At 42.2% G+C, this 23317-nt stretch carries 21 protein-coding genes; 13 read left to right on the top strand and 8 right to left on the bottom strand.

From position 1 onward, the window contains the following. Positions 1-28: 28 nt before the first annotated feature. From NSQ64_RS04445 to NSQ64_RS04470, 6 genes are all read left to right on the top strand, one after another. Entirely contained in the window at positions 29-1753 is a 1725-nt protein-coding gene (locus NSQ64_RS04445) for a methyl-accepting chemotaxis protein (protein WP_243173170.1), read from the top strand. An 82-nt stretch (positions 1754-1835) separates the two neighbouring features. After that, positions 1836-2222, top strand: a complete 387-nt coding sequence (locus NSQ64_RS04450) for a DnaJ family domain-containing protein (RefSeq protein WP_035391356.1) — start codon at positions 1836-1838, stop codon at positions 2220-2222. A 162-nt stretch (positions 2223-2384) separates the two neighbouring features. Further along, positions 2385-3818, top strand: coding sequence for a PTS system trehalose-specific EIIBC component (gene treP, locus NSQ64_RS04455; RefSeq protein WP_341015282.1), 1434 nt, complete (start codon positions 2385-2387; stop codon positions 3816-3818). A gap of 15 nt (positions 3819-3833) precedes the next feature. After that, the gene (treC, locus tag NSQ64_RS04460; RefSeq protein ID WP_274660825.1) at positions 3834-5534 is read left to right on the top strand and encodes an alpha,alpha-phosphotrehalase; all 1701 of its coding nucleotides are present in this window, start codon (positions 3834-3836) and stop codon (positions 5532-5534) included. 19 nt (positions 5535-5553) lie between these two features. Beyond that, complete coding sequence (gene treR / locus NSQ64_RS04465) at positions 5554-6270, top strand: trehalose operon repressor (protein ID WP_007496585.1); 717 nt, start codon at positions 5554-5556, stop codon at positions 6268-6270. A gap of 64 nt (positions 6271-6334) precedes the next feature. Beyond that, positions 6335-6769, top strand: coding sequence for a terpene synthase (locus tag NSQ64_RS04470; protein ID WP_341015286.1), 435 nt, complete (start codon positions 6335-6337; stop codon positions 6767-6769). Positions 6770-6982: 213 nt separating this feature from the next. Here NSQ64_RS04470 and NSQ64_RS04475 read toward each other — a convergent pair whose 3' ends face one another. Then, complete coding sequence (locus NSQ64_RS04475; RefSeq protein ID WP_341015288.1) at positions 6983-11263, bottom strand: multifunctional 2',3'-cyclic-nucleotide 2'-phosphodiesterase/3'-nucleotidase/5'-nucleotidase; 4281 nt, start codon at positions 11261-11263, stop codon at positions 6983-6985. A gap of 254 nt (positions 11264-11517) precedes the next feature. Here NSQ64_RS04475 and NSQ64_RS04480 point away from each other — a divergent pair, with 254 nt between their 5' ends. Then, complete coding sequence (locus NSQ64_RS04480) at positions 11518-12036, top strand: type 1 glutamine amidotransferase domain-containing protein (RefSeq protein ID WP_007496591.1); 519 nt, start codon at positions 11518-11520, stop codon at positions 12034-12036. A gap of 107 nt (positions 12037-12143) precedes the next feature. On the opposite strand, the gene NSQ64_RS04485 is transcribed toward NSQ64_RS04480, so the two are convergent. Together NSQ64_RS04485 and NSQ64_RS04490 are read right to left on the bottom strand one after the other, a co-directional pair. After that, a complete protein-coding gene (locus NSQ64_RS04485) occupies positions 12144-12359 on the bottom strand; it encodes a DUF1128 domain-containing protein (RefSeq protein WP_008341757.1) in 216 nt (71 codons plus the stop codon). A gap of 75 nt (positions 12360-12434) precedes the next feature. Next, positions 12435-13790 (bottom strand): alanine/glycine:cation symporter family protein, encoded by a 1356-nt coding sequence (locus NSQ64_RS04490; protein ID WP_039168032.1) that lies wholly within the window; start codon positions 13788-13790, stop codon positions 12435-12437. 174 nt (positions 13791-13964) lie between these two features. On the opposite strand from NSQ64_RS04490, the gene NSQ64_RS04495 reads away from it, so the two are divergent. The 3 genes from NSQ64_RS04495 to NSQ64_RS04505 are packed head-to-tail and all read left to right on the top strand — an operon-like array spanning position 13965 to position 15625. After that, positions 13965-14435, top strand: a complete 471-nt coding sequence (locus tag NSQ64_RS04495) for a low molecular weight protein-tyrosine-phosphatase (protein WP_008341755.1) — start codon at positions 13965-13967, stop codon at positions 14433-14435. Between the two features lie 20 nt (positions 14436-14455). After that, on the top strand, positions 14456-14788 hold the full coding sequence (locus tag NSQ64_RS04500) for a hypothetical protein (protein ID WP_035391343.1): 333 nt from the start codon (positions 14456-14458) through the stop codon (positions 14786-14788). Positions 14789-14806: 18 nt separating this feature from the next. Next, positions 14807-15625: a YihY/virulence factor BrkB family protein gene (locus NSQ64_RS04505; RefSeq protein WP_008341753.1), complete on the top strand. Its 819-nt coding sequence runs from the start codon at positions 14807-14809 to the stop codon at positions 15623-15625. A 207-nt stretch (positions 15626-15832) separates the two neighbouring features. Here NSQ64_RS04505 and NSQ64_RS04510 read toward each other — a convergent pair whose 3' ends face one another. Together NSQ64_RS04510 and NSQ64_RS04515 are read right to left on the bottom strand one after the other, a co-directional pair. After that, the gene (locus tag NSQ64_RS04510) at positions 15833-16342 is read right to left on the bottom strand and encodes a GNAT family N-acetyltransferase (RefSeq protein WP_341015295.1); all 510 of its coding nucleotides are present in this window, start codon (positions 16340-16342) and stop codon (positions 15833-15835) included. A 14-nt stretch (positions 16343-16356) separates the two neighbouring features. After that, on the bottom strand, positions 16357-17520 hold the full coding sequence (locus tag NSQ64_RS04515) for an MFS transporter (RefSeq protein ID WP_008341750.1): 1164 nt from the start codon (positions 17518-17520) through the stop codon (positions 16357-16359). Between the two features lie 75 nt (positions 17521-17595). On the opposite strand from NSQ64_RS04515, the gene NSQ64_RS04520 reads away from it, so the two are divergent. The 3 genes from NSQ64_RS04520 to NSQ64_RS04530 all read left to right on the top strand — a co-directional run bounded on the left by NSQ64_RS04520 (position 17596) and on the right by NSQ64_RS04530 (position 19956). Next, positions 17596-17973 carry an OsmC family protein gene (locus tag NSQ64_RS04520; RefSeq protein WP_039168023.1) on the top strand — a complete coding sequence of 126 codons (378 nt, stop codon included), beginning with the start codon at positions 17596-17598 and terminating at the stop codon, positions 17971-17973. Between the two features lie 65 nt (positions 17974-18038). After that, complete coding sequence (cax, locus tag NSQ64_RS04525; protein ID WP_060832170.1) at positions 18039-19106, top strand: calcium/proton exchanger; 1068 nt, start codon at positions 18039-18041, stop codon at positions 19104-19106. Between the two features lie 67 nt (positions 19107-19173). After that, complete coding sequence (locus tag NSQ64_RS04530) at positions 19174-19956, top strand: YfkD famly protein (RefSeq protein ID WP_017366830.1); 783 nt, start codon at positions 19174-19176, stop codon at positions 19954-19956. Between the two features lie 374 nt (positions 19957-20330). Here NSQ64_RS04530 and NSQ64_RS04535 read toward each other — a convergent pair whose 3' ends face one another. From NSQ64_RS04535 to yfkAB, 3 genes are all read right to left on the bottom strand, one after another. Then, positions 20331-21050 (bottom strand): YebC/PmpR family DNA-binding transcriptional regulator, encoded by a 720-nt coding sequence (locus tag NSQ64_RS04535; protein ID WP_007496614.1) that lies wholly within the window; start codon positions 21048-21050, stop codon positions 20331-20333. Positions 21051-21331: 281 nt separating this feature from the next. Continuing rightward, on the bottom strand, positions 21332-22168 hold the full coding sequence (locus tag NSQ64_RS04540) for a mechanosensitive ion channel family protein (RefSeq protein ID WP_047946517.1): 837 nt from the start codon (positions 22166-22168) through the stop codon (positions 21332-21334). 7 nt (positions 22169-22175) lie between these two features. Then, positions 22176-23297: a radical SAM/CxCxxxxC motif protein YfkAB gene (gene yfkAB / locus NSQ64_RS04545; RefSeq protein WP_017358799.1), complete on the bottom strand. Its 1122-nt coding sequence runs from the start codon at positions 23295-23297 to the stop codon at positions 22176-22178. Between the last annotated feature and the right edge of the window lie 20 nt (positions 23298-23317).

Below are 23317 nucleotides of genomic sequence, written 5' to 3' on the forward strand. Positions count from 1 at the left end.
AAAATTGAGAGTGGAGATGTAGAAAAAAATGGCGAAACAAAGGAAGTTTGGAGGACTTACGATATCCTCCAAAATCATGTCAGTCGTTGTCGTAACATTACTCGCAACCGTTGCATTATTCGTTCTAACATTTTATTTAGTTAGCCAGGATTTATCTTCCCAATTATTAAAGCAATTTGATTATCGATTAACAACAGATATTGATACAGCGAAAAAAGAAATCGATAATATTGATGGAAATGTCCTTAGCATTAGCGGGAAGGATGATCCTATTTATGTGGAGATCAAAAAGAAATTCACAGAACTACAAAAAGATCATACGCTTGAGAACTTATACGTGTTATCAAATAAGGGCGGCAAAGAAAGAATCATCGTACTAACAGGGGAAGACAATGATTTTGATCAAGATTATGTCTTTTCAGATGAAATGAAACAAGCTCTTTCTGAAGATAAAATGGTCAAAAGCGACATTTACGTTGATTCGTATGGGACTCATAAATCCGTCTTTTTACCAATTAAAGATTCAGGCGGTGAACTCACGGGGATTTTAGGAATTGACTTAGATGCGTCTGTTGTTCCAGCAACAACGAAAAAGCTGACAATTTATATTACAGTAGCATCTGCGATTGTGCTCATCGGTGGATTACTCTTCTCATTCTTCATGGGAAGAAGAATTGCAAAACCAGCACGTTCATTAATGGAATCAGCAGATCGAATTGCAGATGGTGATTTAACTGGCATGGTAGAAGTTCAAAGTAAAGATGAGATCGGTCAATTAGCGGCTTCCTTCCAGAAAATGCAGGGACGGATCAAAGAGCTTATTGGAAAGATCTCAAACTCATCAAGTGAAGTGTCGAAAATGTCTTCACAGCTTCGCACAGTGACAACAGAATCTAGTCAAAGTGCACAACAAGTGTCAGAAGCGATGACGAATATGAGTGAAGGAATCAATGATTCAGTCGCAAACATTACAGACTGCACAACATCTGTTGCAGAAATCGATACTCAAATCGAAGGCGTGACAAAAGAAGTGGATGAAATGAAATCTGTTTCATCAGAAGTACAAGAGCAGTCAGAATCTGGTCAAAAATTGGTGCAGCATGTGCTTGAACATCTCAACATGTTACACGACATGATGACAAGCTCAAAGCAGGCGGCAGAAGAATTGCAATCACATTCAACAGAAATTGAAAGTGTCATCTCCATTATTACGGACATTTCAGCGCAAACGAATCTGCTTGCACTGAATGCTTCTATTGAAGCCGCACGTGTAGGAGAAGAAGGAAAAGGATTTGCTGTTGTGGCTGATGAAGTCCGTAAGTTAGCTGAACAGTCAGCTGATGCAGCTAAAACGGTCTCAGACTTAGTCATTGGCACACAGGAAAATAGTCAGCGTGTCCTTGAAAGCGTGGAGGAAAGCAGTAAAGCAGTGGAAGAAGGCCGTGAGCAAATGAAAGGCACCTCGCAGAACTTCGCTGGTATTTATGATGGAGTGTCTCAATTTGCAAGCAGAACGAACAATTTGCTTCAATCTATTAAGCAGGTAGAACGCGCTTATCAAACAATTTCTACATCGATTGAACAAATTTCGGTCGTGTCAGAAGAACATGCGGCAAGCTCTCAAGAAGTAGCGGCAGCAACAGAACAGCAAAGTGCTGGCATGCAGCAAATTTCAAGTGCCATTGAACAGCTCTCTGACATGTCAGAGGACTTGGCACAAATGGTATCTACTTTTAAAATCGACAAAAAATAACGAGAAAGCTGGCTCTTGTGAGAGAGTCAGCTTTTTTGCTATGCTTAACCAAAATATCAGACGATCTGAAAGGAGACGTGTCATGGATTTTGCGCAGAGATTGTCAGAAGAACGGATCAAAAAGGCGATGGACCATGGAGCTTTTGAAGGACTATCAGGCTTTGGGAAACCTCTGCCAAAGGATGATGCTGCTCATGTACCAGAAGAGCTGAGGATGGGCTATCGAATCATGAAAAATGCTGGCTTTGCCGGGGAAGAAACAGCTTTGAAAAAAGAACTAATGACGGTTAAAGAGTTACTGAAAACGAGTATAGATGGAGAAGAAAGAAAAAAACTCTCTCTCGTATGTGAGGAAAAACAAAAACGCCTTGATGAACTCACATCCAAGCGCCAAACGTTTGCTCGACCAGCCTCCTCCTTTTATAAGAATAGGGTCTACGAAAAACTAACGGAGCATAAAAAAAGATGATGACACGCTGCCTCTTTGAGCACATTGAGGGAGCTTTTTTTATGAAAGCGCTACATTTTCTTGTTGACTACATGTATATACAAATATAAAATATGAAGTGAACATGTATATACAAGTTTTGATTCTTTTTTCTTATAAAAAAACGGTCTCGGAGGGGATAGCATGGCTGATTATCAGACAGCGGCAGATCAGATTGTGAAAGCCATTGGCGGCAAAGAAAACATTGATCAAGCCACACATTGTGTGACAAGACTTCGTTTTGTGCTAAAAGATGAAGGTAAGGTGGATGAGAAAGCACTAGAACAAATTGATGAAGTGAAGGGATCTTTCTCAGCGAATGGCCAATACCAAGTCGTCATTGGTCAAGGAGTGGTGAATCGGGTTTATTCCGAAATGGTCAAACAGACGGGAATCGGCGAAGCGACAAAAGAGGACGTCAAGCGTGCCTCTGATCAGAAATTAAATCCACTGCAGCGTGCGGTGAAAACGCTTGCAGATATCTTCATTCCAATCCTTCCAGCTATCGTGACAGCCGGTTTATTGATGGGGATTAATAATATTTTAACAGCTCCTGATATTTTCTTTGATCAAAAATCCATTGTGGATGTGTATCCGGCATGGGCGGATTTAGCAAATATGATCAACTTGATTGCAGGTACTGCCTTTACCTTTTTGCCAGCATTAATCGGCTGGTCGGCTGTCAAGCGGTTTGGAGGTAATCCGCTTTTAGGGATGGTCCTCGGACTGATGCTTGTACATCCAGATCTGCTGAATGCGTGGGGGTATGGAGCGGCGGAAAAGACAGGTGACATTCCTGTCTGGAATTTGTTTGGACTTGAAGTACAAAAGGTAGGTTACCAAGGGCAGGTTCTTCCGATACTTGTCGCCTCCTATTTACTCGCAAAGCTCGAATTATTTATTACAAAGCGGACACCTGAAAGTATTCAGTTGTTAGTTGTTGCACCAATTACATTACTACTCATTGGATTTTTATCATTTATCGTCATTGGTCCCGTTACATTTGCGATCGGAAACGTATTAACATCTGGACTCGTCACTGTATTCCAGCAATTCGCAGCACTTGGCGGCCTTTTATATGGTGGATTATATGCAGCGTTAGTCATTACAGGCATGCACCATACGTTCCTAGCTGTCGATATTCAGCTGATTAACTCAAAACTGCACGGCACGTTCCTATGGCCAATGCTCGCACTATCTAATATTGCTCAAGGATCAGCGGCACTTGCGATGATGTTTGTCTTAAAAGATGAAAAGCAAAAAGGGCTCTCGCTGACATCAAGTATTTCTGCTTACTTGGGGATTACTGAACCGGCGATGTTTGGGGTGAACTTGCGCTATAGATTCCCGTTTATTTTTGCCCTGATCAGTTCAGGGATAGCTGGTATGTTTATTGCCTCACAAGGGGTACTGGCAAGTTCAGTCGGCGTTGGAGGCATTCCAGGAATCTTCTCGATCATTCCGAAATATTGGGGGGCATTTGCCATCGGAATGGTGATTGTGCTGATCGTCCCATTCATTGGTACCCTTTTATATGCAAAACTTAAAAAGAAGGATGTATCACAAGAACTTAACTAGTGGTGGTGAAGGAAATTGAATCAACAAACAAACGAACCGTGGTGGAAAAAAGCCGTGGTCTATCAAATCTATCCGAAGAGCTTTTTAGACACAACAGGCTCTGGTACAGGTGATATTAATGGTGTGACGAAAAAGCTCGACTATATTAAAGAGCTAGGGGCGGATTGTATTTGGCTGACTCCTATGTATGAGTCACCACAGCATGACAACGGTTATGATATTAGTGATTATACAAAAATCCATGACATGTACGGCACAATGGCCGATTTTGAGCACATGCTGAAAGAAGCACATGAACGAGGGATTCGTGTCATCATGGATCTCGCTGTGAACCATACATCTATTTTCCATGAGTGGTTTCAAGCCTCCCGAGAGTCGAAGGAAAACCCGTATCGAGACTATTATATTTGGAAGGAGCCGAAAGCGGACGGCTCTCCTCCGAATGACTGGCAGTCAAAGTTTGGCGGGCCAGCGTGGGAATTAGATGAAGCGACAGGTGACTATTATCTTCATTTATATGATGTTACCCAGGCAGACCTCAATTGGGAACATGATGAAGTGCGCAGGAAAGTATATGACATCATGCACTTTTGGTTTGAAAAAGGGATCGATGGATTCAGACTGGATGTCATCAATAACATTTCAAAGGATCAACGCTTTTTAGATGATGCCGGGCAATCAGTGCAAGGTGACGGGCGTATGTACTATACAGATGGGCCGAGAATTCATGAATTCTTGCATGAAATGAACCAGGAAGTGTTTTCGAAATACGATAGCATGACCGTGGGGGAAATGTCTTCAACGAATATTGCAGACTGCATTCGGTATACAAGACCTGATCGGCAGGAGCTGGATATGACGTTTAATTTTCATCATTTAAAAGTTGACTATCCTAACGGTGAAAAGTGGGCCATTGCGCCATTTGATTTTCTAGAGTTGAAATCAATTCTGTCAGAATGGCAGACGAAAATGCATGAGGGCGGCGGCTGGAACGCACTATTTTGGTGCAACCATGATCAGCCACGCATCGTGTCTAGATACGGTGATGATGGCACGTACCATCAGCAATCAGCGAAGATGCTGGCGACCACCATTCATTTGATGCAAGGCACTCCTTATATTTATCAAGGTGAAGAAATTGGGATGAAGAATCCTCGCTTTGAGGACATTTCGTCATACCGCGATATCGAATCACTGAATATGTACGAAGTCATGCTTGAAAAAGGGAAAACAAAGGAAGAAGCTTTGGCGATTTTACAGGTCAAATCAAGAGATAACGCAAGGACACCTATGCAATGGACGTCGGAAAAAAATGTGGGGTTCTCAAAAGGTACGCCTTGGATTGAACCAGCTCAAAACGGCATTTCAGTAGAAGCTGCCTTAAAAGATGAGACGTCGATTTTTTATCATTATCAAGCCCTTTGTAGACTTCGCAAAGAACTTGATGTAATCACCTATGGAAGCTTTACTTTACTGCTTTCAGATGATCCAAAGGTGTTTGCATATGTCCGAGAAGGCAAAGATGAGAAGATCCTCGTGATCAACCATTTTTATGCAGGCGAGACGGACTTTACACTTCCAGATGAGCTTGCAAAGGATGTCAATGAAATGGAAGGGCAAGTCTTGCTGTCCAATTATGAGGATGTGCCGACAGATATCAAGGGATTTACGTTGCGCCCATATGAGTCAATCGTTTATCATTTAACCAAACGCTAGTAAATGGGGCGGAAGGAAAATGAAAGAGAATAAGTTTCGAGTGATTTATGATCAGCTCGCAAGACGAATTGAACAAGGTGAATGGCAGGATAAAGGCATCCTCCCATCAGAACATGAGCTGTCTGTCATGTATGACACATCCCGTGAGACGGTGAGAAAGGCATTAAACATCCTTGTGCAAAATGGCTATATCCAAAAAATTCGTGGGAAAGGCTCAGTATTGCTGAATCGAGAGAAAATGCAGTTCCCAGTTTCGGGTCTTGTCAGCTTTAAAGAGCTTTCCCAAACGCTTGGACGAAAGACGGTAACAACGGTTCATGAGTTCGGTTTAATCAAGCCAGATCAGTATATTCAGTCTCAGCTGAAAATCAGTGGGCAGGAGGACGTTTGGGAAGTCATTCGCTCTCGCAATATTAGCGGAGAAGAAGTCATTTTAGACAAAGATTACTTCTTGCAAAAACATGTGCAGGTCTTGTCTAAGGACATTTGTGAAGGATCGATCTACGAGTATATTGAAGGAGAACTCGGGGTCTCAATTAGTTACGCTCAAAAGGAATTTGTGGTCGAGCCATGTACTGAAGAAGATGAGAGGTATCTCGATTTGAACGGGTTTGATCATGTGGTGGTGGTGAAGAATTATGTGTTCTTGGAGGATACGAGTCTATTCCAATACACCGAAAGCCGCCACCGGCTAGATCGTTTCAGATTCGTGGATTTTGCTAGAAGAGAGAAGTAGACAGGGCCGAGGCTCTGTCTATTTCAGGTTGTAGGGAAACAAGAGCAACATCCTAGGAGGACAAATGATCAGACTGAATAGACCATTAAAATTAAGAGATTTAGAAATTTTTAGCGTGATGAAAGATCACAGGATTTTATGTTATGTCATCATTGAAGACACGCGAAAACCGTTTGCGGAAGAAGATAGAAAATTAGAGCCATTATGTTATATGGATGAAGAAGACATTCAAGCGATTTTGAATGTATTTCATATTTCAATTATCAGTGATGAAACATTAAATGAAGAAGATTTAACCCTTGTGCAATCGTACTTTGCTGAATTTGTGAATAACACGAACTTAACGAATTTCATTACGAGAGAATATGTTCAAAAGGATTTATATGCCGTTGATGATGAAGACGATATCACGTTCTTTAATAGAATGCTGCGTCATATAGGGTCAGATGATGTGAAAGAATTTGATGACCGTCATTGGATTTATTTATCCCAAGATTGATAGTGAGATGGAAAAAGGACAGAGCCGAAGCTCTGTCCCCAGCGTGTAGACAAACCCTCGCATTCGTTGTCAAATCTGTGCTCCGGTGCTCACGAATGTCAAATTCGCTCCGCTCCGGTGCTCGACTTTCCTAGACTGCAAAGGTTTTCTATCACGCTGAAAAAAAGACAAAGGGCTAAAATAAAGTACATTTTAGCCCTCTGTCCTTTTCTTTTAAGATGATACTTTGTTTCGTGTACGCTTGCGCTGGTAGTAATAAAGGATACCGCCTGAGGCGAGCATGAGCAAGCCAATTAATACCGCTGTATACATCATCGTTGCGGTATTTGGCAGTGTGCCGCCTGGCATGCCGCTTCCATCCTGACTTGGATCCGAACCGCCTGGAGCAGAAGTTCCACCGTCTCCGCCAGTTTGGTCTGGAGCTGTTCCAGCAGCTTCACTTTGATTGAGTACGGTGTATTCACTAAAGTGCTCCGTTTTACCTGAGACAATCCCGTTTTCGAATGAACCGTTACTTGTTTTGGCATAGCGGTTTTTCTCACGATCGACATAATAGACACCTGGTTTTTTCGCTTTTTCAGGCGCATCTAATGTAAAGAACAGTGTGACGGGATCTTTAAAGGTAGACACATTTTTCTGATCTTGTTTGATTTGGAAATCGTATGTGTCGGTTAATGCGTTTTTCACTTTATTTGTTTTTGCCATTGATATATCTGCTTGTTGCTCTGACAAATTGGAGAGCGGTAATGCTAGACCGACTTTGTCATGATAGATGGTGACGTTTGGATCTTGCTCTCGTTTCTTCAGTTCAGCTACTTGCCCTTTTGATAGAGACAATTGAACCTTTTTCGCTTCGGTTGCTTTGTCTAAATAGAGCAATGCTTTGTTCGTATGCTGCACATACGTTTGGAATTTCTCATCATCTTGAATGTCATAGGCGCCTTTTCCTTTCAAGCGAGGAAGGAATACTTCTTTCACTCGATGGTCGATGACTGGAGAAATATGACCGTCTGCCTGTTCAATTTGCTCTTTGAAAATTTCATAGTCAACATAGCCTAAGTCTTCACCATGAGACGCTTCTGTAAAGACGCTGTAGCCATCACCGCCTGTGCCGACAAATGCGTTAGTCGCCACGCGGTATGTTTTCTGATCATCAATGTCAGTCAGGTTGCCCTTTTGATCTTTCAATTTGACATCAATCAGTCTGCTGCCAGCTGGTTTACTCAGTGTAAACGTATATTCAATACCGGCTACATGAGGGAATGCGCCTCCGCCTTCTTCAATGCCTGAAAGACCTTGTTCAAGCGCTTTTTTAATTTGACTGCCTTTTAAATCTGCGACATATAGTGTGTTTCCAAAAGGCATCACGGTTAAAATATCCCCTAATGTGATATCTCCTTTTTCAATGCTGCCTCGAATACCGCCACCGTTTGTAATGGCAAGGTCAGCCCCAGCAGATTCTTGTGCTTTCTTTAACATGCCATCTGCAATAAAGTTTCCAAGGTTCGTTTCCTTTGCACGGACGTGTTCACGCTGTCCATCTAAGAAGACATCTGACGTCCCGACTTTTTCGGTTTTTAAATCTTGGATATCTGCCTTGTACTGATCAAGAATCGCTTTTGCGTCCGCATCTTCTTTCACAGAGTCGTCAATCGTGATGAGGTCAAAAGTAGATTCTTTTGGCTGTACGACGCCTTTTTTGTCAAAGGCCACGTCTACTTTTCCTAAAAATTGCCCGTAGTCTTTTACTTGCGCAACAATCGTTGGTTCTTTTTTATTGATGACCTTTAATTTTTCAACAAGGGTGTGGGTGTGACCACCAATGATGAGATCAATGCCATCTACTTTTTGAGCCAGCTCTAGATCACGGTTATAGCCAATATGTGTGAGCGCAATAATTTTATTGATTTTTTCTTCAGTTTGAATGGTTTTGACTGTTTCTTTTGCTTTTTTGTATGCATCTTGAAATTGAATGTTGGGACCACTGCTGGATGTAATGGCTGTGTCTTCAGTGGTTAGACCGAATACAGCGACCTTTTCACCATTTACATCAAGTAGAATGTAAGGGTAAATGCCAGCTTCTTTTTTCTCACCAGCTTTAAATGTTGCTGGTTTTTTCACTAAGTCGCTTAACTGTTTTTCCTTAGAGACATTCACGTTTGATGACACGATCGGGAAGTTCGGTTTTTCAAACTGGTGACGGTTTTTAGCATCTACACTGGATGCGTCACCTGTCAGGAATTGACGAAGGACAGATGGACCTTTGTCAAATTCATGATTTCCAAACGTCATGGCATCGTATTTCATTAAGTTCATCAGTTTCAGATCGGCAAGTCCTTGCCATTTTGTGAAATAGAGATCACCAGAGAAGACATCTCCAGCGTCTAATAAAATATTGTTTTCGCTTTGGGCGCGAACTTCTTTGATCTTGGTTGCGCGTCTTGCTGCATCATCCAGATGGGCATGTGTATCGTTTGTATGCATCACCGTTAAATGCCAATTGTCTGTTGCAGGTGGTTCTGTTGTACCATCATCTTTAAACGCTAGCTTGTACACGCCAAGTCCGTCTGTGCTGGCATTCCGAATAAAGTCGACGCTGCTTGATTTCTCTGCGAACGGTTTGGCTAAAAGAGAAGATTCAAAAGTGACGGTTGCGCCTTTGATCGGTGCAATGGACCAGTTTTGATCTGCGCTTGGGTTAATGGTTTTTTGTTCAATAATATAATCCATCAGCACTTGGCGGTTCTCATCTGCTGAGGCAAGCACGACTTTATCTTGTGTGAGGTGCGGGAAGCCTCCGCCGCCAGATGCACGGTAGTTGTTTGTCACGACTAAAAATTCTTGATTGTCAGAAACGGGTTTTCCGTTGTAAGACAAGTTTTTGATGCGGTTCGCACTAGCGTTAACAAGTGTGCCCGTTGTGCTGTATTTAGCAGGCTGTGTGACATCTACTTGGTACGTCACACCATCAATCACATCAAAATTATATGAGCGGTATTCTTCGTTTAAAATAGGCTGTTCATTTGAAGTGTTTGGTTTGATTTGGTTAAACTGACCAGCAGACATTTCAAGCCAGTCTTTTACTTCACTGCCTTTTAGTTTTACAATCTGTACGGTGTTATCGTAAAGATAGAGATCGCCGATGTTTTTAATCGCTAAATCACCTTTTGCGATATTTGTATAATAGTTCACACCGTTGCGTCCGCCGGCTTTAAATGGCGCACCCGCAGAGAGAATCGGCAAGTTTTTGTACGAAGTATCTTTCATTTTTTCTTGTGCATACCATTTCTGGGCATCTGTCACGATTTGAATAGAAGGGTCATCCATCACTTGAGCGAAAAAGCTGTTAATGTCTGCTTCTGTTTTTCCAACTGGCTTTCTGACGTAATCTAGGGTGTTTTGGTGAGTTGTTTGAATGGCATTTTTCACTGTACTGTTTTGAGATGTCACCCCGGCAACGGATTCGATTTTGCCTGTTCCGTCTGTGACTTTCCAGTTGCTTCCGTCTGGTTCTAGCGTTAAATCAATGACCCCGAGGTAGCTTCCCCAGTTTTTTGACATGACGACAGGAATGCCATTAATGGTTCCCTTTGCGACATCAAATTTGTCGACGCCGCTATATTCAGCGCTTGGGAATGTGCCATGCTGGTGGCCAGACACAATCGCATCAATGCCTTTTGTTTTTGTGGCAAGGTCAAAGATCATATTTTCTGATCCTTTAGGTGAAGCTGTTTTTTCAATTCCTGTATGAGCAAGAGCGACGATGACATCTGCGCCTTTTGCTTTCATTTCTGGAATGGTTTCATTGGCAGACTCCACAATATCTTGCACTTGAACTTGTCCATCTAAATGTTTCTTATCCCACGTCATAATTTGTGGTGGTACGAATCCTATGTAACCGACTTTCACAGTTTGGGAGGCTCCGTTTGCATCTTTAAAGGTTTTATCCTGAATGACATAAGGAGTAAATCGGTGTTCTCCGTTTAACTTTTTGACGTTCGCATTGACAATCGGGAAGTTGGCGCCCGCAATGGTACCGTCAAGAAAAGATAAACCGTAGTTAAATTCATGATTGCCGAGTGTACCTGCATCATATTTTAATTTGTTGAGTGTATGAATAATGGGGTGAACCTTTGTTTGATTGATGATGCTGTCTTTTTCATTTTTATAAACGTATTCTCCAAGAGGGGTTCCTTGAATCAGGTCTCCGTTATCAACAAGGAGTGTATTAGGATTTTGTGAACGGTGCTTGTCAATCAGCTCGGCTGTTTTTGCCAAACCGAATTCATTTGTTTCTTTGTCGCTGTAGTAATCGTAATTCATCATGTTCGCATGAACATCCGTTGTGGCTAAGATACTGACCTTTACGGCGCTGCCGCTTTCTGTTTCTGCATGAGTAGGTACTGCTGGGAGAATGAGACTAATCAACATAATGGAAGTGAGCAGAATAGACAGGTTTTTCCTTCGTTTAGACCTATGTGCTTGCTTCTTCACCTGATCTCCGCCTTTCTAATTTTTTTGACCACAATACCTATTGTAGAAATGTTTCGTTAACTTTTGTAGTTATTTTTTGCAGATTATTGTAAAGATAACATAAATCATACGAATTACCTTGTTAAGGGAATGTGAATGAGTCTAAATGCTTATTTTTCTGAAAGGGGGTTTTCTCATAGGGATAGGATGTTTGATTTCAATTGGTGGGGGTATAGTGTGTAGTGTAAACGATAATCAAGCAGGAGGGTTTCTACATGGGTAAGAAAATTGCAGTTGTCTTAACAGATTACTTTGAGGATGTTGAATTCACCGAGCCTGCAAAAGCCTTTAAAGACGCAGGCCATGAGATCACAGTAATTGAAAACGAAAAAGGAAAAACAGTGAAAGGAAAGCAAGGAGAGGCAGAAGTAAGAGTCGATGCGTCTATCGATAACGTGAAACCAGAAGACTTCGATGCACTTCTGATTCCTGGCGGCTTCTCACCAGACATTCTGCGTGCGGATGATCGCTACGTGCAATTCACAAAAGCCTTTATGGACGAGAAAAAACCAGTATTTGCGATCTGTCATGGACCGCAATTGCTTATTACAGCGAAGACGCTGGAAGGAAGAGGCGCGACCGGCTATACATCCATTCAAGTAGATATGGAAAACGCAGGCGCTAAATTCAAAGATGAAGAAGTCGTCGTTTGTCAGGATCAGCTTGTCACAAGCCGTACACCTGATGACATTCCAGCATTTAACCGTGAATCATTAAAACTGCTCGCCAAATAAGTAGTTTTGACAGGATAAACAAAGCCAGCACCTTGCGAGGTGCTGGCTTTTTCTGTGCATGGATGTAAGAAAGCGGCGTCAACCGCAATTCAGTATCAGGTGCACGATTATTTTCTTAAGCTTTTCAGCTCGCTTGCAATGGCTTGCATTTCACTTGGGCTGAATGAAGATTTTTTCATCACCATTTGGTGAAGAAATTCAATATCTTCATACTTATCTGGACTGAAGTCTTCGGCTTTGATGACTCCAATATTCAGCATATTGAGCTTTTGCGAAATGTCTTCAATCAGCTGATTGACTTCAGCCGCTTTTTGCTGTGACAAGGGCGGCACGTCCTTTCCTGCATGTGTCGAATAATATGTCTATTTTAACAGAAAAGCAAAAGAATAAAAGGGCTATTATGACGACACTGAAATGTTTTTTTCCTTTTTCTCCTCTTTGATCTTATCAATGATTCGTTTGGATTCAAACACCACAACACCTGATAAACCGATGAGGCCAATTAAGTTTGGAATGGCCATCAGTCCATTGAGCATATCTGCTACGCCCCAGACGAAGTCATTCTTAAACACGGCACCGAAAAAGACAGCTATCACAAACACGATACGGTAATACATGACGTACGAATCCTTCGCCAAATATGTAAAGCATTTCTCTCCATAATAGGACCAGCCAATGATGGTTGAATAGGCAAACAGGAGCAGCCCGATTGCCACGATGGTTGAGCCAGCTGGACCGAGGAAGTGAGCAAAGGATAACGAAGTCAGCGCATCACTTTTTTCTGTTAAATACATATCTGCCATGACAATCGTAATGCCAGTGATAGAACAAACAATGATGGTGTCAATAAACACTTGCGTCATAGAGACGAGAGCTTGACGGGCAGGCATATCCGTTTTCGCAGCTGCAGCAGCAATTGGTGCTGATCCAAGACCAGCTTCATTGGAAAAGACTCCTCGTGCGACACCCCAGCGAATGACAGTTCCAATTGCACCACCTGCCACGGCTTGACCTGTAAAGGCATCTGAGAAAATAAGACTGACTGCGCCAGGAACAAGATCAGCATTCATGACAAGAATGATGAGCCCGCAAATGACGTAAAATAAAGCCATGACTGGTACAAAAATAGATGTCACTCGGCCGATACTTTTAATTCCGCCTAAAATCACGAGTGCCGTAAAGGCAGTAATGATGATACCTGTTACCCATGTGGGAATTTGAAAAGTAGAATTCATGACGCCTGAGATGGAATTAGACTGTACCAGGTTGCCGATCCCAAAGGCAGCACTGGCACCGAAAACAGCAAATAGCACCCCTAGCCATTTCTGTTTTAAGCCATGCTCTAAATAATACATAGGTCCGCCAGACATTTCGCCTTTTTCGTTTTTGACCCTGTATTTTACAGCCAGAACAGCTTCTGCAAACTTGGTGGCCATCCCGAAAAATGCAGCAAACCACATCCAAAATACTGCACCAGGACCACCTGCAATGACAGCTGAGGCAACACCGACGATATTCCCAGTACCGACAGTTGCAGCAAGAGCCGTCATTAATGCTTGGAAATGGGAGATATCTCCCTCTGATGTTTTGTCTTGTTTTGAAAAAGCGAGCTTTAAAGAATAAGGAAGTAATCTAATTTGAATGAAGAGGATCCGAAAGGTGAGGTAGATTCCAGTACCAACAATTAAAATTAATAGGGGAGGCCCCCACAAAAAATTGTTCATCGTCGTGACAAACTGCTCAATGATTCCCATCTAATGTCCCCCTTTGTTTGTGTAATTCTCCTAAAGTTTCTCCTTTTTTTGTGTATTTTGTCAATGGCGATGGGAGTTTTTCTTGCAAAGTTTCCAAAAGAAAAAGGGCTTGATATGATAGAGAAAAGGTTTTCCAAAGGGATTCTTAGGGAAAAGATAGGAGGAGAATGAAGGATGATTCATGTATTATTTGTATGCCTCGGCAATATTTGCAGGTCACCGATGGCAGAGGCGATGTTTAGAAAACGAGTCGAAGACGAAGGGCTGAGTGAACACTTTGTGATTGATTCAGCAGGCATTGGCGGCTGGCATCAAGGCAGTCCTCCGCATGAAGGAACACGTAAGCTGCTTGATGAAAAGGGCATCAGCTATGAAGGAATGACTGCAAGACAAATCATGGATAAGGATATCACCACATACGACTATATCATTGCAATGGATGCTGAAAATGTAGGAGCCCTCCGCAGTTTAGCCGGCTATGGAAAACATCACTTTATTGGCCGTCTTCTTGACTTTGTAGAAGACGACGATCGAGACGATGTGCCAGATCCTTATTACACTGGGAACTTTGAGGAAGTACATGATTTAATTGAAACAGGAATTGATCGTTTTTTGACGTATGTAAAAAAAGAGAAACACCTTTAACTGAAAGGAGATCAGATGAGATGGAAGAGAACAAACAAATCGTGCTTCGGGGAGCTGTTATAGGCGCAGCCTGCGGCATATTGCTGACATTATTTCATCGTCCAACAAGAACTGCACTGAAAGAAAAATGGAATGACTGCCAGCAAAAGCTGGATGAATACCGCCTGGAGCCTGGCAAGATGTCTGCTTGCGTAAAGGAAAAAATGGAAGAAACGAAGCAATTGATGAGAACAGTCTCAGATGATTTGTCTTTTCTGAATGAACAGGTGAATCAGTTAAAGGAAACAACACCAAAGGTATTAGAGATTATTGAAGAAACAAAGGATCACTTTCAAAAGAAACAGAAAGATTGATCATTGGAGATGAGGCGTATGGGTTTTGTTAAAGCGTTAATTGGACGCTTTTTGCTGCATGAAGGACCGGCAAAATCAGCTGAACTTGCGTATTTCTTTTTGCTTTCATTATTTCCGTTTCTCATCTTCGTGCTGACGCTTGTTGGTTATTTGCCGCTGACATCAAAGGATGTTCTAAGCGTCATTTCTGGTTATGCGCCAGAGGGAGCGCTTTCGATGATTGAATCCATTGCCGAAGAGACGCTGAATAACCGTAACGGCGGATTGTTGTCATTCGGGATTATTGCGGCACTCTGGTCTGCATCCAACGGCATTAATGCGGTTGTCAGAGCATTTAACCACGCTTACGAAGTTGAGGAAAATCGTTCCTTCATTCTCGTACGTTTAACATCGATTATCTTAACCATTGCGATGGTGCTTACGATTATTTTTGCCTTGATGCTGCCTGTCTTTGGAAAAGAACTTGGCTTATTCGTTGCCAAATTAGTAGGGCAGTCAGATGCGTTTCTCACCATTTGGACAGCCATGAGATGGATTATTAGTCCATTGATTTTACTGATTGTTTTTACATCCCTATATTATTTTGCCCCTAATATCAGACTGAAATTGAAATTTGTGCTACCTGGTGCCATATTTGCTTCTGTTGGCTGGATTCTCGTCAGCATGCTGTTCTCATTTTATGTAGGCGAATTTGCTAACTATAGTGCGATGTACGGAAGCATTGGGGGAATCATTATATTAATGATCTGGTTTTATTTAACCGGCATTATGATCATCCTCGGCGGCGAGCTCAATGCGCTTTTACATAAGCGTAAAATCGTACCAGGCAAGGTGTGAAAAAAACCGGGCATCCTAAAGAAGAACGAACTTGTTCAATCTTAATGGATGGGGGAATAACGAATGTCTAAACACTCGAAAAAAGGCGGAAGCAACACAAAACAAAACAAAGGCCATCAGCCAAAGCACAAAACAAGTGGAAGTGCGAATGGGCAAAATGGATATCACTAGATGAAAAAACTCCTCTGCATAGGTGCAGGGGAGTTTTTAATGATTCAATTTCCGTATATAACGCTTCAGGAGAAAAGTTGCATCAGGCTTTGGCTGATAGTTTGGATCGAGCTGAAAGCCTGCTTTCATCGCAACACGTTCACTTCTGACATGCCCAATAGGACAAAAGATTTCAAATCCATCGACTTCAGGAGCAAAGGCATCTGTCATACATTTCACTGTTTTGGTCACAATACCTTTCCCTTGCGCATCTTCACCAATCCAATATCCAATATTGCCTATCCGATGCTGAAACGTCATGCGGAATACACCGATTAATTGATTGTTTAATACGATACCCGCTTCTATATCTTTTTTTTCAGCATAGGCAGTGCGGGCAGATTGAATAAATGATTGAACATCTTCTATGCGATGACAGTGATTCACCCAAGGTAGCCACTCTCCCAAGTGATCTTTATTCTGCTGGATAAGTGCAAATAATGCCTCTGCATCGGCTACTTGTAAACACGCCAATTTTAAGTCATCTGAAATGTTAAATGTAAACAAAATAGATCCTCCATTTAGTTACTTTCAACCACTGCCAGCGTCTTCCCAAATCGAACACAACAAAACACAAATAAAATCACAATGCTGACAAGGTAAAGTAAATTCATGCCCTCGAACGTCTGCACAAAGAATCCGCCAAGAACCGGACCGAGAATACTTCCTGCACTAAACGCCATCCCGCACATCAAATTCCCAGCAGGCAGCAGATGCTTTGGCAATAAGTCCGTCATATAACTGATGCCAAGTGAGAAGGTCGAACCTACAGCCATACCTGCGATAAAGAAACAGATCGCAACAGCCAAAACGGACTGAATGAAAATCCCTGCTAAAAGGAAAAAGAATGAACCGACGAGTGTCACAACTAAAATCATGCGTCGTCTGCCGAAACGGTCACTCAGCATCCCGAGAGGAAGCTGAAAAACAATACTCCCAATCGCAAACGCAGGTAAAATAAACGCAACAGCATCTATCGTCACCCCGCTTCTCAGCGCATACACAGGGAAGTTACTATTGAGCGTCGTTTCTAAAAAGCCATAGCAAAACGGCATCATAAACGCTACCCAGCCAAATTGAAACGCCTTCTTGAAGCGCTTCAAACTATTTGTCTGCTCTGACGTCTGCATTTCACCTGTATCAGGATATGTATTTTTTAAAACAAACACAAGCAGCCAAATACACAAACTAACTGCACCAGACACAATAAACGGCAAGGATGGATTGATTTCAATGAGTGGTGTTAAAAAAGGGCCAGCGGCAAAACCGAGTCCAAAGGATAACCCATACAATGAAATATTTCGCCCGCGATTTCTAGATGATGAGGCATAGGTTACCCACGTCTGTGTGGAGAAATGAAGCATATGATCACCGATGCCGATCATCAGCCGCAAGAAGAACCAGACGACATAAGATTCAATAAAGACAAAGCTAAACAAACTTAAAAAGACAGCAGCGCCCCCAATGACGATTAATGGTTTAAATCCGAAGCGGCGCAGCGGCGCTTCCATAAAAGGAGACGCAAGCAGCACGCCGAGATATAAGCCGGTGGCATGCAGTCCGTTTAACGTCGGGGAAGTGCCGGCATGTTCGAAAATAATCGAAATAACTGGCAGTAACGCTCCCTGCGAAAAACCAGATACGGATACAAGTAAAATTAAAATCATAAAATGAATTCTCGACATAAGAAGCTCCTTACAAGTTCATGCTTTCATCGTACAATGGAACCATAGGGGTTTCAATAGAAAGGTGGAAAAGGAATGAAACTGATATACGAAAATGATCGGTGGGTCGCAAATGCTGATCATAGGCAGCTGCCTATTTCGGGAAATGAAGAAGCGGGATACAGGCCGTATCAATTGTTCACCTCGGCTATTGCGGGCTGTTTTGGAGAAATGGTCATTCATGTATGCCGGAAAAAACGAATATCCTATCAAGGGCTGACCATTACGCCTGAAACGACAAGAGAAGGAACTGTAAACAAAATTACTCATATTCATTTACATATGATCTTTGAAAGCATCAGCACCTCTGATGAACAGCTGGAAAAAGTAATGAAACTTGCGTTGAAGCATTGCTCCATGGTGCAATCCGTGAAAGGAACGATTGATATCACCCTTTCACACGAACGAATCTAAATGTATATGATGCCGGCACTCACGAAAGAATAACAGTCAGATATGATGTAAAGGAGATTGGCTGTATGAATCGTTTGTTTCTTGTGATTGTCGCAATCGGTGTTCCATTATCTGTAATTGGTAGTTTTCTTCATTTCCCGCAGGCTGTCATGTTCGCCGTCTATTGTATCGCCATCATCGGGCTTGCAAGCTTTATGGGAAGAGCGACAGAGAGTCTTGCCATTATAGCAGGACCAAGAATTGGCGGGCTGTTAAACGCTACTTTTGGAAATGCAGTGGAATTAATCATTTCATTTTTTGCATTAAAACAAGGACTCACCGCCATTGTGCTTGCTTCACTCACTGGCTCAGTGATCGGCAATTTACTGCTCGTGGCTGGACTGTCTTTTTTCGTTGGCGGATTGAAATTTAAACGACAAGAGTTCAATGTCCACGATGCAAGGCATAACTCTGGGCTGCTTATGTTTGCGATTATTGTGGCATTTGTCATTCCAGAAGTCTTTTCCATAGGGATGGCAGAAGATCGTCAATTTGTTTTAAGTATCGGCATTAGCATTGTGATGATTTTGCTTTATGTTGCAGCACTCTATTTCAAACTGGTCAGCCACAGAGGTGTTTATGTTGCCAAGCAGGAAATTGCGGAAGGGGAAGCAGCGACGGAAGAAGAAACACCAGAATGGTCGGGGAAGTTTGCCACGGCGATTTTACTCCTTGCGACAATTGCTGTGGCGTATATTTCAGAGCGGCTCGTCCATACATTTGACACAGTCGGAGAACAGTTTGGCTGGAGTGAACTGTTTATCGGGGTCATCATTGTTGCGATTGTCGGTAATGCAGCAGAACACGCTTCTGCTGTCATTATGGCGTATAAAAACAAAATGGATGTCGCGGTCGAAATTGCTTTCGGTTCTACGCTTCAAGTCGCCATGATGGTCGCACCGATCCTTGTGATCAGCTCTCTGTTTTTTGAAAAGCAAATGCCACTGATCTTCTCATTACCAGAGCTCATTGCCATGGCATCCTCTGTTTTACTAACCGTGATCCTTTCAAATGATGGGGATACGAACTGGTTTGAAGGTGCTACATTGCTCGCTGCCTATTTCATTATGGCGATTGGATTTTTCCTTTTATAATCTTTTGTGGATAAGGGACGTCTTTCGGGAAAATACTATGGAAAAATGAATGAGAAAGAGTGATGATATGAAAAAGATGCCCCGCATCATGTTTGTTGTTCTCTTATCCTTAAGTTTTCTATACAGTTTTCCAGCCGAGGCAGCAAAGCCGTTTAAGGTGCCATCGTCTGTTGCCAGTATCTCAAAGGAAAATACGTATCCAAATGCGTCACAAGATCAACCGCTGCTACAGCCGAGCGAGCTGACTGCCGAATTATTTAAAACAACAAGTGTACCAATTGAAAATACACATTTAATTAAAATGCTGAATGAATCCAGTATCTCAGGTACACCGCTAGCAGTTGGCTACAGGGCAACGATTTTTCTTGGAAGATGGGCACTCAGCTATGATTCAAACGAAACCGTCGCCAATTGGGAATACAAAAAAGTGAACACGAATCACATTGATAATAGAGGCGGAAACAAAACAGCCATCGGCAAATACGTGCAAAAGCAACAAGTAAAAGTAAGTGGAGGGCTCACTGCAAAAGTACCAAACCCAGAAGATGTGAAAACATTGATGATGCAAAAAGCCATCCAAAAAACAAAACTTCCGCTCGCCTTCGACACAGTGATTGGTGCAGGAACAAAGCGAGATCAGTCTTACCACGTATCTCCGAAAAAAGCAGCAACCCTGCATGCATACGCTCCAGCCATTAACGAAAAAGGAAAGGTTACTTACGGAGAAGTGTATCTTGTGCTCAAGGGAAATAAACGCAAACTTGTCGTAAAAAATGTGACCTCACAAGGAATCGGCGCTTGGATTCCTGTTCAGGATCACCTGACGTTTGGGTTTCAAGGGATGAATTAAAAACAGTCATCTCCTCTTACCAAGGGGAGATGACTGTTTTTTGATTAAGATGTCCTATCTTTTTTCTTTTTCATTTCATGAATGTAAAAATCAAAGGCGTTATATAAAAGATATACAAAGAAAAGAAAGAGAAAGACTTTCGTGAATATCGTCAAATTGTTGAAAATTAAGCATAGACCAATAAAAGGGAGGATCATAAAGCCATAATACGAAAACCACCATGTTTTAAAAATGAAACTCAGCTCCTTGGTTATTTGTGGAAACGACTCTTTCTTCATATTACATGGTCTTGAGTAGAACGTAAACCTTACCTAGACAATAAAAAAGCCAACGCAGAAGTTGAATGAATCCAACAACTACGATGGCTTAGCTCATTATTCCCCTAAATCCACATTATGATAAACCTGCTGCACGTCTTCAAGCTCTTCTAATACATCGATTAGTTTCTCGAATTGTGCTTTCGATTCATCATCTAATGTCACTTCGTTTTGAGGCAGCATTGTGATTTCAGCGACAGTAAATTCTTCTACGCCTGCCTGTTTGAAGGCTTCTTGAACTTGATGGAATTGATCTGGTTCAGCGTAGACGATCACCGTATCATCTTCTTCCATAATGTCACGTACATCAATGTCTGCTTCCATTAAAAGTTCAAGCGTTTCTTCTTCACTTTTCCCCTCGACACCGATCACCGCTGTTTGGTCAAACATGTAAGCAACAGATCCACTGACGCCCATATTTCCGCCGTTTTTCCCAAATGCTGCACGAACATCAGACGCTGTGCGGTTGACGTTATTGGTCAGGGCATCAACGATCACCATAGATCCGTTTGGCCCAAATCCTTCGTAACGCAGCTCATCGAAGTTCTCTTCTGCACCGCCTTTTGCTTTTTCAATCGCACGGTCCACAATGTGTTTTGGGACACTATATGTTTTTGCACGTTCTAGGACAAAACGAAGTGCTTGGTTTGATTCTGGATTTGGCTCACCTTGCTTGGCAGCCACATAGATTTCACGCCCGAATTTTGCGTAAATACGACTTGTATTGGCATCCTTTGATGCTTTCTTTTCTTTAATGTTGTTCCATTTACGACCCATCTTATTCACTCTCTTTCAATTAGTAAATACACAGTATGAGGGTCCCCATGCTGCATGAAATCAATCTGCTTTCTATTATACATGAATCAGTCAAGAGGATAGAAGTAAGAGGGCTGAAAAGAAAAGAATTCCTTAGCTGATATGTCCAAGTTGTTCAAGCGTCTTATTTTTCTCATGCGGTCTAGTCAGCTCATCACACCGAATGATCATGTGAACTACATGCATGATAATTAACTAATTAACAAAAAGTGATCAAAAAAATAACCCCATCACAAATGAGGTTATTTTGCAGGCTGTGGATAGACGAGATCCTCAAGCAATTTCACATCATGCTGGTGAAGTTGTGTGATCATTTCTTTTCGCACAGCGAGGGCGGCTTCGAAGTATTTTTCATCCTCGACCATTCCTTTTACGGTGATCTCAATCCCGCGATTCAATTTATTGAGCCCCATAATGCCATGAACCTGAAAAGGTTCAATGGCGTTTTGGAATTCATCTTTTTTCAGTAAATCATGATGCATTTGATTTAAATGATCACATGCTGTTTCTAGCGCCTTGAAAGCAATGTCAGGATTTTGGTTTGCGCTGATCAAGACTGACTCTGTGATACGCATGTAGTGCATATTGTAGTTTTGGATTTGACGAATGTCTCCGTTTGAAATGGTTAACAGCTTGCCGCTCCATTCTCTAATTTGCAAAGACCGGAGACCAATTTCTTCAATGGTTCCGTTAAAAAGATTATTGACCGTCACATAGTCACCTTTATGAATTTGCCTTTCATAAATGAGGAAGATGCCGGCTAAAATATCACGAATCAAGGTCTGAGCGCCAAAACCAATGACAATTCCAGCAACACCAGCCCCCGCAAGAATCTTCCCAAAGTCATGAAAAAATAGAGAAATCACATATAAGACAAAACATATGGAAGCTGTATACTTTGAAACCGATTTGACCAAGCTCTCAATCGTTTTTTTCTTCTTGTCTTCAATGAATTCAGTGCGTTTAAAGAAGATCTGAAGCGCTTTGTTGATCATAAAGACGGCAAGCCAAAGAATGAGGCCAACAAGGAGAATTTCAATGTATTTGTTCTTGACCACTGTCAGAAATGTTTCGTCCATCTATCGGTTACCCCCTGGCTGTACGAGAAGTAAAATCAACATCTTGATAATAACTGTTTTTCACAAGAACATTCGGACCAAGGCATTGCACACTTGGGCAATGACAATTCAGTTCTTTTGCCAATTTTGTGTTCATCCAGCGTGTATAAGCTGATTGCAACGTATCGGTTTCAATATTTCCTAATGGCGGTGTATCGCCAAAGTCTGTCACAATAATATTCCCATCAAAAATATTCACATTCAACCGTGAACGGCCATCAGGGTCATTTCGTACTGTCACATTTTTCGCTTGACGCAATCGAGTCAAGAGGCGCTGGTCTTCTTCATCTGTGCTGCATGAATAAAATGGCAATGTGCCAAACAGCATCCATGTGTTCTCATCACGAACATCGAGCAGCTGATGAATCGCATCCCGCATTTGCGGAAGCGACAATGATTCAAGGGCGCTGGCAAAATCACTTGGATACATCGGATGAACTTCATGGCGCTGGCATTTCATCTCGTCCACGATTTGACGATGGATGTGTTCAATATAAGGAAGCGTACGCTTATTCAGCATCGTTTCAGCAGATACGGTTACACCCGCTTTCACAAGTGCTTGACTATTCTCAATCATGCGGTTAAACAATTTCTCGCGCTGCTCAAAGGTTGGCTTTCGGTCCATCATTGCAAAACCAACCGTAGCAAACTCTTCGACTGTTCCCCAGTTATGTGAAATGTGTAGGACATCCAAGTATGGAATAATCTCTTCATATCGAGCCAAATCAAGTGTTAAATTCGAATTAATTTGGGTACGGACGCCGCGTTCATGGGCATACTTTAATAAAGGAACGACATATTCTCGTACAGATTTCAGAGACAGCATCGGCTCTCCGCCTGTGATGCTAAGGGAACGCAAGAGCGGTACTTCATCTAAACGGCGAAGCAGTAAATCGAGTGGCAGTGCATTCGGATCTTTTGGCTGCAAAGTATAACCAACCGCACAGTGCTCACATCTCATGTTACACAACGTCGTTGTCGTCAATTCAATATTTGTCAGCTTCATTTCTCCGTAATCCTGCACATCGAGATAGGCTTCCCAAGGGTCGAATGCAGGTGTAATCGGACGAAGTGCTGTTTTTTGGTTCATGGTATCTATCTCCTTTTCAT

This window comes from Bacillus sp. FSL W8-0183 (assembly GCF_038006825.1).
In the GTDB taxonomy this organism is placed as follows: domain Bacteria; phylum Bacillota; class Bacilli; order Bacillales; family Bacillaceae; genus Bacillus; species Bacillus altitudinis.